This is a genomic window from Pedobacter sp. 05L430, from assembly GCF_056397585.1.
On record NZ_JBFTNT010000015.1, the window covers coordinates 24629 to 40237 of the forward strand.

Genomic DNA, 15609 nt, shown 5'->3' on the forward strand with positions numbered 1-15609 from the left:
GAAATTAATGATCTCGGAGGATATAAACACAATAGTGTATAAATAAATTTAGCTAGTCAATTCTGGTATAATAGATGTTTAACTTAATACCTTTTTCGCCCGTAGCCGGGGTTGCAGTGTTTATGATTGACCTTGCACCGGAAGTTAAAGAAGGGAAAACATTGTACTCAGTAAGTGAGCTAGGTGCCAGGTAAGTACCATAATCGACAGTCTTGTTGTCAATCAGAGCTTGCAGGTAACTAGTTACTGTAAATATATATCTTTTGTTAACCGTGTCATAGAATCCACCAAATGCTGCTTCAGAGCCTGCATAGGTAGCGGGCGGTGTCGGATTGGCTTGTGTAGGGCCTTCGTTGTCAGGAATATTTGCTCTCTGACCGGCTATATCAAGTCTGTAAAGAGATAGCCGCTGAGCAGCATTCCATGGCGATACATCTGTTCCGCTTTTAAGATTAACAACCAATTCTGCCCTGTTAATTACTACACGTGCATCTGCATTTCCAGCCTTTACCTTGTCTACAAAAGCTTTTAGATCAGGGAAAGAAATTTTATTCCTTACGCCAGAAAGTGCTTGCAAATATGTAACGTCAAAAGATGCCGTTGGCGCATCTAATTGTGCTTTAACAGGTGTTCCGGTGTAATCATGCTTAACCGTTGCCGCAATAGGGCCTGAACTTGATGAAATAGGGAAATTAACGGCTACAGTATCTTTCTCTACAACACTTGTTCCTACCTGTTTTTTGTAATAAATTTGAAGATTAGCATCAGTTCCGCCAAAATTAATAAACATTACACCTCCAGGGCCACTTGATGAGGTCTTGTTAACACTTACCTGCAGACCTTTAAATACTGCTGAGAATTTAGTGTTTGTTGCTCTTAGTGCTGAATCTACATTTAAAATGTGTTCCTGAATAAATGAATTACTAAGCTTTATCCTTAATTGAGGAACAACAGCCTTAAGCGTATCAGGTTTTCCTGTTACGATATCAGTAATTTTAAAAGGTGTTTTTGGCTTTATCTTAGTGGTAAGAGAGCCTACCACCTCAGTTTCTACAGGCCATACTTTGTTGCTTAAAAAGACCTTTTGCAAAGAGAGGTCATCTTTAAGCTGGTGCACATTAAGGCTATAAACCGAAGTTGTTGTATCACCATAAAATTGAGTTGAGTAAGGCAAAACGAGTACTGCCGAATCTACAGTTGGTATTCCTCCAAAGCTATAACTAGTTGAAGGAAGGCTTACCGTCATAGAAAGGCTTGCTTCGGTAGTTCCAAAAGTAGCATCTCCGGTAATGTAACCCAAAGGATGTCTTGCCAATCCAATTGATGCAGTAGCTGAATCAAGAACAGTTTTGGAATCAACCAGAACGGTATTGTCTAAAATACCTTTAATAGGAGAGTCGCCATCAGGTGTAAGGCCGATAGTATTGGCATCTTTACAAGATGCAAAAAGAAAAAGACCTATCAACAGGGTCAATAAGTCTAGTTTTATAAATTTCATATTTTAGAATACCTGAGTTTAAGCTATTGAAACCAATTCTTCATCCGAAATTTCTTCATATAATGAGTAGAAGTTTTCGAAATTTTCGGTTAAATTAAAAGCTAAAGTTGGCTTATTAGAATCTTTAACAAATTTTAACACATCAGCATTGATGTTTTCATCAGCTAAAACTAATGCATCAGAATACGTTACTGCTCCAATATGCAAGGCACTACAATCTGCTTTTTCAAATACTTTAGTATCCTCAACAGTCATAGAGTTCATTACTGCTTTTTTGTACAGATCAGTATTCATTGTTTCAGAGAAACAGTCCTCATAAATTGAATACACCACTTTTGAATTTTTAAAAGTAGGATCGTTTTTGTAAGTAGTTTTAATGTACGCAGGTACTAAGGATGTCATCCAGCCATGGCAATGAACGATATCTGGCGACCAGCCTAATTTTTTAACAGTTTCAAGTGCACCTTTACAGAAGAAAATTGTTCTTTCATCGTTATCAGCGTAGAACTTGTCTTCCTTATCCCTAAATACATACTTGCGTTGGAAATAATCTTCATTATCCAGAAAGTAAACTTGCATCCTTGCTGCCGGAATTGAGGCAACTTTAATGATTAACGGGTTATCATTGTCATCAATAATGATGTTCATGCCMGAAAGACGGATAACCTCGTGTAATCTGTTCCTTCTTTCATTAATGTTTCCAAACCTTGGCATTAAAATACGGATTTCAAATCCTTTATCCTGCATTGCCTGAGGTAACTGACGGGTAATTTCTGAAATCTTTGTGAGTTCAAGGAAAGGCGACATCTCGTGTGTAACAATCAGTAGCTTCGTTTTGGCCATCTCCATATTCGTAAATAAAAATTTATGTTAAAGAAAAGATTATCAAGGGGCAAAGGTAAGCAAAATAATAACATTTATCAATATAATACGCAAGATGTTTTGTTGGGAATAGATAAATAACCAACTTTGCCCCCTGAAATTTTATAAGCTGGTTTGGAAGTACTAAATACTATTGCGGCGTTAAAGTCGTTGCTTGGCCCAATTAAATTGGCCCAGCAGAAAATTGCTTTAGTGCCAACTATGGGTGCGCTGCATAAAGGTCATGTATCATTAATAAAGATGGCCCAAAAGCAGGCTGATATAGTGGTTTGCAGTATTTTTGTGAACCCTACCCAATTTACGGACCCTAAAGATTTAGAGAGATATCCGCGCCCGCTAGAGCATGATATGGCCATGCTTAAAGACGCCGGATGTGATGTGGTATTCATGCCTTCGGTAAAGGAGATGTATCCGACTGAAGAGAAATGGCATATTGATCTGGGCCCTGCCGAATTTCTTTTAGAGGGTGAATTTAGAAAAGGTCATTATCAAGGGGTTACCCAAATTGTAAAAAAACTGTTTGATGCTGTAAGCCCGGATGTCGCGTTTTTTGGACAAAAGGACTACCAGCAGGTGCTGATGATCCAAAACATGGTTGCCTACTTCAACCTTCCTGTTCAAATCATTTCTTGTCCGATTATAAGAGAAGACGATGGGCTTGCCATGAGTTCAAGAAATATACACCTTAGTGCTGCCGACAGAAAAAATGCGTTGGTATTAAGCAAGGCGCTTACCTACGTAAGTGATAATTTCAAGAATAAAAGCATTCCCGAGCTTTTAGAAAAGGCTAAACAGTTAATTGAAGAAACGCCCGGAGTTGAGCTCGACTATTTTACAATTGCCGATGGAAAAACATTACTTCCTGAGACAAACAAAAATGATCAGAATATTATAGCTCTTGTAGCTGCCAAAGTAGGGCAAACAAGGCTTATCGATAATATGATACTTAGCTGAAAAACGGGAAATCATTCATTCAGAAACTTTATCTAACTTTGCATTATGATTATCGAGATATTAAAATCGAAGATCCACCGTGTTAAAGTAACACAGGCAGAACTGAATTATGTTGGAAGTATTACCATTGATGAAGATCTAATGGATGCTGCCCAAATTATTGCAAACGAGAAAGTGCAGATCGTAAACAACAATAACGGTGAGCGTTTTGAAACCTATGTAATAAAAGGCGAAAGAGGAACAGGAACCATTTGTTTAAATGGAGCTACAGCCCGTAAAGTTCAGGTGGGTGATATTCTTATCATCATGTCTTACGGATCTTTACCAATAGAAGAAGCGAAAAAATATCACCCGATATTGGTTTTTCCTGATGATAATAACCATTTGCTAAAATAGGCTGTAATTACACTATAAAAAATAATACTATGCTACCATAGTAATTTGGTTGAGAAATACTAAATTTGGCTGTACGTATTTTTTTATTATATATAATTATGCTATTTCAACTAAGTGAAGAACAATTGATGATTCAGCAGGCGGCAAGGGATTTTGCACAAAATGAACTTAAGCCTGGAGTTATTGAAAGAGATGAACACCAGAAATTTCCGGCAGAACAAGTGAAAAAGCTTGGCGAGCTGGGGTTTTTAGGGATGATGGTTTCAGAAAAATACAACGGTAGCGGTATGGATGCAGTTTCATACGTGCTGGTAATGGAAGAACTGTCTAAAGTAGATGCATCGGCATCTGTAGTTGTTTCTGTAAATAATTCTTTGGTATGTTACGGTTTAGAAGCGTTCGGTTCTGAGGCACAAAAAGAAAAATATTTAAAGCCTTTGGCATCCGGCGAAAAGATCGGAGCCTTTTGTTTATCGGAGCCAGAAGCAGGTTCTGATGCAACATCGCAACAAACAACCGCAGAAGATAAAGGCGATTATTACCTGCTAAATGGCACCAAGAATTGGATTACCAATGGTAGTACGGCCTCAACATACCTCGTAATTGCGCAAACAAATAAGGCATTAAAACATAAAGGGATAAATGCATTTATAGTAGAAAAGGGTATGGAAGGTTTTACGGTTGGCCCAAAAGAAAACAAATTGGGCATCCGTGGTTCTGATACACATTCTCTAATGTTTAACGACGTTAAAGTGCCAAAAGAGAATAGAATTGGTGAAGATGGGTTTGGATTTAAGTTTGCCATGAAAACGCTGGAGGGAGGCCGAATTGGCATTGCAGCACAGGCGCTTGGCATTGCAGCCGGAGCATATGAGCTGGCGTTAAGCTACGCTAAACAACGTAAATCGTTTGGTAAGCCCATTGCAGAACATCAGGCAATAGCTTTTAAGCTTGCAGATATGGCCACCAGCATAGAAGCAGCAAGAATGTTGGTTTATAAAGCGGCATGGTTAAAAGACCAGGGGCAACCCTACACGCTTGCTGGCTCAATGGCTAAGCTGTATGCTTCAAAAGTAGCCATGGATGTAACGGTAGAGGCTGTTCAGATACACGGCGGTTATGGATTCGTAAAAGAGTATCATGTTGAGCGATTGATGCGTGACGCTAAGATCACCCAGATTTACGAAGGAACTTCTGAAATTCAAAAAATGGTAATCTCCAGAGAGATTATCCGTTAAATAATCGTAATCATTATCTTTGTTTTTATAAGCTTATTGAGTTTATAAAAATAAAGAAATATGCCCGAAATTCTCCTTTTATGCGTTATGTTAATCCCGCAAATTGTGGCTGGGATACTTGCGAAAAGTATGGGCAGGAAGTTTTGGTTCTGGTTTCTTATCTCCTTCCTTATTCCTATCATTTCATTAATAGTACTGTTGTTTTTAGAAGATAAAAGTGAGCAAAGCGGATATGAACTAGCCGACCACGTAAAAGAAAAAAATTAAAAAAAAATATAAATCAATATTAAAGCATGAAAGAGTCAAACTCATTGAATCAGGTAGCCGAATTTCACAGAACATTTAAGCACCCTATAGAGAATTCGCCAATTATTCCATCAAAACAAAGAAGTGACTTAAGGGTTTCGTTGCTGGTTGAAGAGGTGAAGGAATTGCAACAAGCAATTGAAGACAATAACCTGGTTGAGGTGGCAGATGCTTTATGCGATATACAGTATGTTTTAGCCGGTGCTATTTTAGAATTCGGACTTGCAGATAAGTTTAAAGATCTCTTTGATGAAGTGCACCGTTCAAATATGAGCAAGGCATGTAAGTCTGAAGAAGAAGCTAACCAAACAATAGCCCATTATAAGGCTAAAGATGATAGTGATTCCTATTTTAAAGAGGAAGATTCGTTGTTTTTAGTGTACAGAACTAAAGATAACAAGACATTGAAATCTATAAATTACTCTCCTGCTGATCTTCAAAGCATTCTTTAGAGAATTTAAAAAGAGTGTCTAAAAAGGTTTGATCCTGAAATGAATTCAGGATGACGATCTTACCTTTTTGGACACTCTTTTTTGAATTTAATCCTTGTCAGAACCTGCAATAGCTCCAAATATTGCTTTAATCAACGCAATTACTATAGCTAAAATTGCTGCTGCCCAAAATCCGGTAGTATTAAAACCAGCCATCAGGTAATCAACTAATAATATCATTAAAACAGTGATGATGAATGACATCAATCCTAATGTAAGGAAGTTGATTGGGAATGTGAAAAGGCGCAAAATAAAACCAATTGTGGCATTTGCCAGCGCAATTAATATGGCCGCAATAATTGCAGCTCCATAACCATCTACCTGTACCCCTGGTACAATTTTGGCCCCCAGAAATACTGCAAGACCCATTAATAAAATTTCCACAATTAGTTTCATAAAGCTTAATTTAGTGTTATGGTTAAAATTTTTGTTAGGATATTGATGGCATTTTGCGCCATTTCACCTGTTTGTTCGTGTACATCAACAAATAGTAAGCCACTTTTGATAGGTTTTTCGGCCGACAGTTCATCTATTGTGTTTGGTAATATAGACCAACCAGGGCTTTTGCAGCTTAAAAATGCACCAGCTGCCGACTCTGTTTTTTATGATGTGGTTTCGGTTTTGCAAACACCATCTGACAAAGATACAGCTATAAAAGAAATGCCCGTTAAGGGCCAAATAAGCCTTAATGGCGAGGAAGTGGTGTTTGTTCCYGAAGAGCCATTTGTTAAAGGCAGGGACTATTTAGTTATTACGTATTTGAATGCGCGCTTTGGCAATGCCGAAGATATTATGAAGGGCAAGGTGAATTACAGTATAAAACCTTTGCAGAAATTATTAACCAGATAATAACTTCCGTGAACAAGGTGTGAAGAAACGCTAATCCTGTGAAGAAGTTGAACAGAAGTAAAAAGGGCTTTCTTTTACAAGCAGAAGTGATTGTGTTATAGCATTTTTAATTTGCAAAAATATTTCTTACATTTGCACGGTAATAGAGGTAAGAGGGGGCAAAAGTCCCCTCTTTTCTATTACTGGTGAATTGGTTATGCAGATAGAAAAAAGAGTAACAGAATTAGTAGAAGAAAAAATTTCGGACAGACCGGAGTTGTTTCTTGTTGAGGTGAAAATGCTGCCAAATAATAAACTGATTATTCATGTTGACGGCGATGAAGGAATCACTATACAGGATTGCGCAGCCATTAGCAGACATGTTGGTTTTCATTTGGAAGAGGAAAACACCATTGATAAAGCTTATAATTTAGAGGTTTCGTCTCCCGGAGTTGGTGAGCCATTGAAACTGAAAAGACAATACGATAAAAACATTGGCCGCGATTTAAGTGTAAAGCTTGCTGGCGGCGAAATAAAAGAAGGCAAATTGCTTTTTGTAGATGACAAAGGCATCACTATAGAAGCAAAAGTGAAAGAAAAAGGAAAAAAGGCGGTACTGGTAGAAACAGGAATCGACTTTAATAGTATAACAGAAACAAAGGTTTTAATTTCATTTAAATAAGAATGAGCAATATTAATTTAATCGATTCATTTCAGGAGTTCAAGGACTTTAAGAACATCGACCGCCCTACAGTGATTAGTGTGCTGGAAGAGGTATTTCGCAGTATGTTGCGTAAAAAATATGGTACTGATGAGAATTGTGACGTAATTGTTAACCCGGATAACGGAGATTTAGAGATCTGGCGTACCAGAAAAGTGATGGAAGATGGCTTTTCTGAGGACGATGATTTAGAAATTGAACTTGCCGAGGTTAAACAGTTAGATCCGGATATGGAAGTTGGCGACGATTACATTGAACAGATCACTTTAGAGAGTTTCGGAAGAAGAGCTATTTTAGCAGCCCGTCAGACACTTGTTTCAAAAGTATTGGAACTTGAAAAAGACGAAATTTTTAAAAAATATAAAGACAGGGTTGGAGAGATTGTAACCGGAGAGGTTTATCAGGTTTGGAAAAAAGAAACACTGGTTCTTGATGATGAAGGTAACGAATTAATGATGCCTAAAACTGAACAGATCCCGGCTGATTATTTCAAAAAAGGTGATACCGTTCGTGCCGTAATCCTTAAAGTGGATATGGTGAACAGCACTCCAAAAATTATTATCTCGAGAATTGCCCCTGAGTTTTTACAGCGCTTATTCGAAATCGAAGTTCCTGAGATTTTTGATGGTTTAATTACCATTAAGAAAATTGTTCGTGAACCTGGAGAAAGAGCAAAAGTTGCTGTAGAATCTTACGACGATAGAATTGATCCGGTAGGAGCTTGTGTGGGTATGAAGGGTTCTCGTATACATGGTATTGTTAGAGAGCTTAAAAATGAAAACATTGATGTAATTAACTTTACCAATAACATTTCATTATATATCACCAGAGCACTAAGCCCTGCAAAAATCACCTCTATTAAATTAGATGATGAAACAAAACATGCTTCAGTTTATTTAAAACCTGATCAGGTTTCATTGGCAATTGGTCGCGGTGGTCATAACATTAAACTTGCTGGTAAATTAACCGGTTATGAAATAGATGTATATCGTGAAGCTGGTGAAGAAGATGAGGATGTGGATATAGAAGAATTCTCGGATGAGATCGATAGCTGGATCATCGATGAGCTAAAAGCTATCGGATGTGATACTGCTAAAAGTGTGTTAGCACTTTCCGTTGATGAATTGGTTAAACGTACCGATTTGGAGGAAGAAACCATCAAGGAAGTGATGAGTATTTTGAAATCAGAATTTGAATAATACAAAAACTCACGACCTACAGATGAAATAAATAAGAATAAACGTTACTTTTGTATAAGAATTAAAGAAAAAATAGGATATCAATGTCAGACGACAAACCAATAATTTTATTTAAAGCAGTTAAGGAACTTAACGTAGGGATAGCTACGGCCGTTGAGTTCCTGGAAAAGAAAGGCTTTTCTGTTGAGAATAAACCCACTACTAAGCTCTCTCGCGACATGTATAATGCGCTGTTAAAAGAGTTTCAGGGCGATAAAATCGTAAAAGAAGAAGCCAATCAAATTGTTATTGGTAAAATTCGTCGTGATGAACCTGAAGTAACTGAGAAAGTTGCTGAGGCACCTAGAAAAAATGTTGAATTCGAAAACGAAGGCGTTTTAATTAAGAATCTTCATTCGTATACTCCTCCAGCTGAGAAGCCTAAGGAAGAAGCTCCGGCTAAACCGGCAGCGCCAGAAACTCCTGCAGATAAAGCAGAAGAAGGCTCTTTACCTGGTGTTAAAATAGTTGGAAAGATAAATCTTGATGATTTAAATTCTAAAACACGTCCGGTTAAAGCGGAGGAAGCTCCTGCTCCGGCACCAGAGCCAAAAGCTCCTGTTGCTGAAGAAGCGCCTAAGGAAGTTGTAAAAGAAGAAAAACCTGTTGAGAAAGTTGAGCAGCCGGTTGAAGAGGTAAAACAAGAAATTGTAAAACCTGTAGAAGAAGTTAAGCCAGTAGTGGTTGAACAACCTAAAGCTGTAGAGCCACCTGTAGTGAAAGCTCCAGAGCCAGTGGCGCCTAAGGTGGTACCTGTTACTCCTCCTGCACCTAAGGTTGAGAAACCTGAGGAAACGGAAGTAATTAAAGCTCGCTCTGTAAAACTTTCAGGTCCGAATATCATTGGTAAAATTGTTTTACCAACTACACCTGATCGTAAATCTCAGCCAGTAGCATCTTCGGCCGATAGCGCTGATGCGAAAAGAAAACGTAAACGTAAAAAAACTCCGGGTGGACATCCTGGACAGGGCGGCCATGGCCAACCTGCCAGTGGTGGCGGTAACCAACAAGCTGGCGGACAGTCAGGACAACAAGGACAACCGGGTCAGCAAAGACCTGCGCCTCCAGTTGGCAACAGACCGGATTTTAGAAATAACACAAACAATACAGCCAACAGGCCTAACTTTAGGAACAGCAAACCAGGAGGCCCAGGAGGTCATAGCGGTCCGAAAGAAGAACCTACGGAAAAAGAAATACAAGATCAGATTAAAGCAACACTTGCTCGTTTAAGTGGAGCAGGTAAATCTGGTAAGTTTGCTCAGCGTGCTAAATTACGTCGTCAAAAACGTGATGATGTTGCCCTTTCAGCAGATGAAGCTGCAATGGAACAAGAGTTGCAGTCAAGAGTTTTAAAGGTTACTGAGTTTGTTACGGCAAATGAATTGGCCACAATGATGGATGAGCCGGTTACAAAGATTATCGCAACTTGTATGAGTTTGGGAATGTTTGTATCGATTAACCAACGTTTGGATGCTGAAACCTTAACAATCGTTGCTGATGAGTTTGGTTACGAAATTCAATTCGTTAAACCAGATGATGAAAGTGATATTGTTATTGAAGAAGAAGATTCTGAGGAGGATTTATTGCCAAGAGCGCCTGTTGTAACCATAATGGGACACGTGGATCATGGTAAAACATCATTACTAGATTATATCCGTAAAGCGAATGTGGTTGCTGGTGAGGCGGGTGGTATTACCCAACACATTGGTGCTTACATGGTAACTACACCAACAGGTAAACAAGTTACTTTCTTAGATACACCGGGTCACGAAGCCTTTACAGCGATGCGTGCACGTGGTGCTAAGGTAGCCGATATTGCAATTATTGTTGTAGCGGCGGATGATGCTGTGATGCCTCAAACAAAAGAGGCCATCAACCATGCGCAAGCTGCCGGAGTTCCATTAGTGTTTGCCTTTACAAAAATTGACAAACCGGGTGCAAACTCAGATAAGATACGTGAGCAATTATCTATAATGAATATTCTTGTTGAGGATTGGGGTGGAAACTTCCAGTCGCAAGAGATATCTGGTAAAAGCGGTTTAAATGTAGACTTACTATTAGAGAAAGTTTTATTAGAGGCTGAGTTGTTAGACTTAAAAGCGAATCCGAATAAGCGTGCAACAGGTAGTGTAATTGAGGCGACTCTGGATAAAGGGCGTGGTATCGTTACAACGGTTCTTGTACAGGCTGGTACATTGAAAATAGGCGATCCGATTTTGGCAGGTAGTTACAGTGGACGTGTAAAAGCGTTATTTAACGAACGTGGACAAAAAGTAGATAAAGCTGGCCCATCAGTACCAGTTCAGGTATTGGGTATGCAAGGTGCACCAACTGCAGGTGATAAATTCAATGCACTTGAAAGTGAAGTTGAAGCAAGAGAAATTGCAAACAAACGTTTACAATTGATGCGTGAACAGGGTCTTCGTACTCAGAAACACATTACTCTTGATGAGATTGGCCGTCGTTTAGCGATCGGTAACTTTAAAGAGCTTAACCTGATTGTTAAAGGTGATGTGGATGGTTCAATTGAAGCACTATCTGATTCATTACTGAAACTTTCTACTGAAGAGATTCAAATTAATATCATAAGTAAAGCGGTAGGTCAGATCTCTGAATCTGATGTGTTGTTAGCTTCTGCTTCTGATGCGATCATTATAGGTTTCCAGGTTCGTCCATCATCAGGTGCGCGTAAATTGGCAGAGGCTGAGCAGATAGATATCCGCTTGTATTCTATCATCTACGATGCGATCAATGAGATCAAAGCGGCGATGGAAGGTATGTTGGCTCCAGAATTTGAAGAGAAGATCACTGCTAACGTTGAGATCAGAGATACCTTTAAAATTACTAAGGTGGGTACAATTGCCGGATGTATGGTGTTAGACGGTACAATTACACGTAACAGCAAAATCCGTATCGTTAGAGATGGTGTGGTAATTTACACAGGTGAATTGGCTTCATTGAAACGTTATAAAGATGATGTTAAAGAGGTATCTAGAGGTTACGAATGCGGATTGAATATCCAAAACTTCAACAATATTGAAGTAGGCGACATTGTTGAAGCTTACGAACAAGTAGAAGTTAAAAGGAAATTGTAATCATTAAATATATCAAATTAAAAGCGGCTTGAGTTTTTTAAGCCGCTTTTAATTTGATATTACTGTTTCTAAAACTAAAAGTCCAGTCGTTAAACTGGCTGAATTGTTGAAATTATTAAACTTTACTATTTATCATTTTTGTAAATAGAAGTCGAGTTGCGTATATGCCAAGGATGGCCATCTGTTGCAACTGCAATCGTCATTCCGCCCCCGGGAAGACCAAACCAGTCGCTGCCAGTCCATCTTCGGATTTCATAACCACCCCCGGTAGGAGCAGATCCATTTATTACACAAACGATTGGTAAACCCGAGATGTCTTTCATGTAATTACAGGCCGCGATAGAAATAGCGTTCATGCCTGATGAACCAGCTTGCACCCAAAAGTTCCCACTATGATAAAGTAACCTTCCTGTATTATCAACAATAAATGGAAATGCATTTGGCCCAGCTGGTAATGCAATTTTCTTCGCACCGATCAGGGGCAGGTAATCATCCCAGCCTGATCCATTCCACTTCATAACCTTGTTACCGTATTGATCTTTATACGTTTTACTGACAATAAATAACTTTCCAGAACTGTTTGCGGCTATATCAATCGCTTCTCCAGGTGACTGTATGGGTTCAGGGTAAACTGCCCCCCAATATATTTTCTTATCAGCCGTTATAAAGTAATATTGACCAGCTATCTGGAATTGCGGCAAATGTCTTTGAACAATCTTCTGATAGCGATGGGGATGAACTAATTAACCTGGAGCAGATTAAGCATAATTACTTTTTTAATTCAACATTATATAACAGATCAGAATTTGATTGGATTGTTAAAATTGAACTAGATTATGAGATTACAAAAGATTTTTCCTGCTATTTAAAKGGACATTATTATCAATCAATAACAGACCAGCAAAAAAAGATAATGATAATGTAGGAACCAAGATATAATAAGACATCAGCTGTGACATTCGGTCTGGCTTATTCTTTCGATTAAGTGGGTATAACATCAAGGTATGTATCTTTTTTTGACTACTGAAGGTCTGCTAAAGTTGAATCATAAGTACTTTTAAAATTACTAAGTTAGGTACAATCGTCGGATGTATGATATTCTATGGTTCACTTGCGCATAACAGCAAAATCAGATCGTTAAAGCTGGAGCGGTAACTTGCAAAAGGAGTCAACAACATTAAAACTTTTAAGATGATGTTGAAGAGTTATTGAGATTGCGAGTGTGAATGGATTTTCATAACAATTTTTTGTTAAGTAAAATATTTAAAGCCCCCTCTTAAACCTTAAAATGCTAGTCAGAATATGATTTTATAGTTATAYTTGCTTTTTGCAACTTTTAAATATAAATGTCCTTAGCCCCTATCGTTTTATTTTGTTACAATCGAACCCAGCATTTACAGAGAGTAGTAAATTCTTTGCTGGCTAATGTTGAAGCCGGCTCTAGTAATTTAATAATTTATAGTGATGGAGCAAGGCAGGCAAAAGATGAAGCGTCTGTAAATGAAGTAAGGGCATATATTCATCAGATATCCGGATTTCCGAGTATTAGGATTGTAGAGCAACCAATTAATCTTGGCCTGGCCGAAAACGTTATTAGAGGTGTTACCGAAATCGTGGCTCAGTATGGTAAAGTCATAGTTGTGGAAGATGATATGGAAGTTGCACCGTATTTCCTCAGTTTTATGAATGACGCTTTAGTGCGGTATGAGAATGATGACCGGGTTGCATGTATTTGTGGTTATCTATATCCTGTAAAGAAACAACTGCCAGATTCTTTTTTCATTTATGGCGCCGATTGTGGTGCATGGGGTACATGGAACAAGCAGTGGCAATTGTTTGAACCAGATGGTAAGAAGATATTGAATATTATTTTGCAGAATAAATGGACATGGAGGTTCAATTTTGATGGCTCTTATCCTTACATAAAAATGCTGGAAGATCAGATTGCAGGAAGAAACAATTCGTGGGCTGTACGTTGGTATGGTGCTGCATTTATAAAAAATAAACTGACCCTGTATCCGGGAAAATCATTAGCTCAGGATATTGGCTGGGACAATAGTGGTGTTCATTGCGCTTCTGATGATTCACACAATGTTGAACTTTATTTAGAGCGTATTTCGGTTAATGAAATACCTGTAGAGCATAATAAAAGGGCATATTTAGCCTTTAAAGAGTTTTTTATATCATTAAACAACTGGTCACGTTTCAAACAGATTAGAAAGCGCTTTAAGCGTTGGGTAAAGTATCGTTTTACAGGTAGGTAAGTCTACATCATAAATATGTTAAATTTTTGTACGTTATTTAATTCCATATATCTTACCCGCGGGTTAGTCATGTATAATTCACTGGCTAAACATTGTAAGGATTTTCATTTATACATATTTGCATTTGATGATGTTTCATATTCTATACTGAATGAGCTGAATCTTGAAAAAGCGACGATTATTTCGTTGGGTACTTTTGAGAATGAGGAACTTTTGTCAATAAAACCTACCCGTACAACTGCTGAGTATTGCTGGACCTGTACTCCGGCAACAGTTGAATATTGTTTGGATACTTATGAATTGCCATCGTGTACTTATATAGATGCTGATCTGCTTTTCTTTGCAGATCCAACTGTTTTATTTGACGAGCTTGGCGAAGATGATTCAGTAATTATTACCGACCATCGTTATACGCCTGAATACGACCAAACGGCTACAAGCGGTAAGTACTGTGTTCAATTTGTTTACTTTAAAAATGATAAACAAGGCAGAACTGTTTTAAAGTGGTGGAAAGATGCCTGTATAGAATGGTGTTATAATCGTTTCGAGGATAATAAGTTTGGAGATCAGAAGTATCTGGATGATTGGTGTGAGCGTTTTAAGGGGGTACATGAGCTTCAACATTTGGGCGGTGGCGTAGCACCATGGAATGCACAGCAGTATACTATATCTACTGTTGGAGATCGTTTATTTGGAAAGGTAAATGGAACGGATGAAACCTTTGATTTGATATTTTATCATTTTCATGATTTAAAATATTGTGAAAAAGACGCCTTCCACCTGGGTCATTATGAGTTGACTCATGGACATTTAACTAACATCTATAAGCCATATGTTATTGCCTTAAAGGAGGTGGAGAAAGAATTACGTTCGATTTCAAAAGACAATTTATTTCATGAAATCAAAGAAATACCGCGCATTAATAAATCATTACGAAGAATGTATAGATTCCATGTTTTTGGGCATTTAAATAATTATTATAAAACGAGATACTTAATTAAGTAATGGCATATCAAATCAGTTTAAAAACCTTTACAGATGCACGTGGCAATCTCACGGTAATTGAAAAAGTGATTCCTTTTGATGTAAAACGTATATTTTACATTTATGGAGTTGATGACTCTGTTCGTGGAGGACATAGGCATCATAAAACTATACAAGCAGCAATTTGTATTCAGGGAAGCTGTATTATAACGAATAATGATGGGGAGAAGGAAGAGGAGTTTACACTGGATACACCGGATAAATGCTTAATTCTAGAGCCCAAGGATTGGCACCAAATGAAGAATTTTACTGATGATGCTATTTTAATGGTTCTTGCTTCGGAGTATTTTGATGCAGAAGACTATATCTATGAGAATTACATATGATAGATTATGAAAATTTAAAGAAATTAAATCAGCCATTTTTTGATGCTTTCAGGGAATCATTTAATAATACTCTGGAGGGTGGCTGGTATATTTTAGGAAATAATGTAGCAGTGTTTGAAAAGGAGTTTGCTGCTTATTGTAATACGTCTTATTGTGTTGGACTGGCTTCCGGGCTTGATGCGCTTTCATTAGCGCTAAAATGTTTCGATTTCAAACCAGAAGACGAGGTTCTTGTTCCATCAAATACCTACATCGCGACAATACTGTCAATTATTCAAAATGATTTGAAACCGGTATTGGTTGAACCTGATATTGCTACATATAATAT

16 protein-coding genes are annotated in these 15609 nt (G+C 38.0%); 12 read left to right on the forward strand and 4 right to left on the reverse strand.

Features of this window, described 5'->3' with window-relative positions:
* Positions 1–52 precede the first annotated feature (52 nt).
* Together AC1DG9_RS05515 and AC1DG9_RS05520 are read right to left on the reverse strand one after the other, a co-directional pair.
* Positions 53–1498, reverse strand: coding sequence for a DUF4270 domain-containing protein (locus AC1DG9_RS05515; RefSeq protein WP_172659212.1), 1446 nt, complete (start codon positions 1496–1498; stop codon positions 53–55).
* An 18-nt stretch (positions 1499–1516) separates the two neighbouring features.
* Complete coding sequence (locus AC1DG9_RS05520; protein WP_337718242.1) at positions 1517–2341, reverse strand: glycogen/starch synthase; 825 nt, start codon at positions 2339–2341, stop codon at positions 1517–1519.
* Positions 2342–2494: 153 nt separating this feature from the next.
* Here AC1DG9_RS05520 and panC point away from each other — a divergent pair, with 153 nt between their 5' ends.
* The 4 genes from panC (at position 2495) to AC1DG9_RS05540 (ending at position 5726) form a co-directional block, all read left to right on the forward strand.
* A complete protein-coding gene (gene panC, locus AC1DG9_RS05525) occupies positions 2495–3334 on the forward strand; it encodes a pantoate--beta-alanine ligase (protein ID WP_172659211.1) in 840 nt (279 codons plus the stop codon).
* Positions 3335–3379: 45 nt separating this feature from the next.
* Complete coding sequence (gene panD / locus AC1DG9_RS05530) at positions 3380–3730, forward strand: aspartate 1-decarboxylase (protein WP_172659210.1); 351 nt, start codon at positions 3380–3382, stop codon at positions 3728–3730.
* 98 nt (positions 3731–3828) lie between these two features.
* Complete coding sequence (locus tag AC1DG9_RS05535) at positions 3829–4968, forward strand: acyl-CoA dehydrogenase (protein ID WP_288884432.1); 1140 nt, start codon at positions 3829–3831, stop codon at positions 4966–4968.
* A 293-nt stretch (positions 4969–5261) separates the two neighbouring features.
* Positions 5262–5726, forward strand: a complete 465-nt coding sequence (locus AC1DG9_RS05540; RefSeq protein WP_068886808.1) for a pyrophosphohydrolase domain-containing protein — start codon at positions 5262–5264, stop codon at positions 5724–5726.
* An 87-nt stretch (positions 5727–5813) separates the two neighbouring features.
* Here AC1DG9_RS05540 and AC1DG9_RS05545 read toward each other — a convergent pair whose 3' ends face one another.
* A complete protein-coding gene (locus AC1DG9_RS05545) occupies positions 5814–6161 on the reverse strand; it encodes a phage holin family protein (protein WP_172659207.1) in 348 nt (115 codons plus the stop codon).
* An 18-nt stretch (positions 6162–6179) separates the two neighbouring features.
* On the opposite strand from AC1DG9_RS05545, the gene AC1DG9_RS05550 reads away from it, so the two are divergent.
* The 4 genes from AC1DG9_RS05550 to infB all read left to right on the forward strand — a co-directional run bounded on the left by AC1DG9_RS05550 (position 6180) and on the right by infB (position 11647).
* Entirely contained in the window at positions 6180–6614 is a 435-nt protein-coding gene (locus AC1DG9_RS05550; protein WP_288884430.1) for a hypothetical protein, read from the forward strand.
* A 196-nt stretch (positions 6615–6810) separates the two neighbouring features.
* Positions 6811–7275, forward strand: a complete 465-nt coding sequence (gene rimP / locus AC1DG9_RS05555) for a ribosome assembly cofactor RimP (RefSeq protein WP_288884024.1) — start codon at positions 6811–6813, stop codon at positions 7273–7275.
* A gap of 2 nt (positions 7276–7277) precedes the next feature.
* Positions 7278–8513 (forward strand): transcription termination factor NusA, encoded by a 1236-nt coding sequence (gene nusA / locus AC1DG9_RS05560; protein ID WP_048907881.1) that lies wholly within the window; start codon positions 7278–7280, stop codon positions 8511–8513.
* Between the two features lie 83 nt (positions 8514–8596).
* Positions 8597–11647: a translation initiation factor IF-2 gene (gene infB, locus AC1DG9_RS05565; protein ID WP_172659205.1), complete on the forward strand. Its 3051-nt coding sequence runs from the start codon at positions 8597–8599 to the stop codon at positions 11645–11647.
* A gap of 125 nt (positions 11648–11772) precedes the next feature.
* On the opposite strand, the gene AC1DG9_RS05570 is transcribed toward infB, so the two are convergent.
* Positions 11773–12348, reverse strand: coding sequence for a hypothetical protein (locus AC1DG9_RS05570; RefSeq protein ID WP_288883994.1), 576 nt, complete (start codon positions 12346–12348; stop codon positions 11773–11775).
* Positions 12349–12993: 645 nt separating this feature from the next.
* On the opposite strand from AC1DG9_RS05570, the gene AC1DG9_RS05575 reads away from it, so the two are divergent.
* The 4 genes from AC1DG9_RS05575 to AC1DG9_RS05590 form a co-directional block, all read left to right on the forward strand.
* Complete coding sequence (locus AC1DG9_RS05575) at positions 12994–13911, forward strand: glycosyltransferase (protein ID WP_288883996.1); 918 nt, start codon at positions 12994–12996, stop codon at positions 13909–13911.
* A 69-nt stretch (positions 13912–13980) separates the two neighbouring features.
* Positions 13981–14916, forward strand: coding sequence for a glycosyl transferase (locus AC1DG9_RS05580; RefSeq protein ID WP_288883998.1), 936 nt, complete (start codon positions 13981–13983; stop codon positions 14914–14916).
* Entirely contained in the window at positions 14916–15281 is a 366-nt protein-coding gene (locus tag AC1DG9_RS05585; protein ID WP_068886790.1) for a sugar 3,4-ketoisomerase, read from the forward strand. Before AC1DG9_RS05580 ends, AC1DG9_RS05585 begins: the two co-directional genes overlap by 1 nt.
* Positions 15278–15609, forward strand: a 332-nt coding sequence (locus AC1DG9_RS05590) for a DegT/DnrJ/EryC1/StrS family aminotransferase (RefSeq protein ID WP_477634388.1), incomplete at its 3' end; no start/stop codon positions are given. The genes AC1DG9_RS05585 and AC1DG9_RS05590, both read left to right, overlap by 4 nt.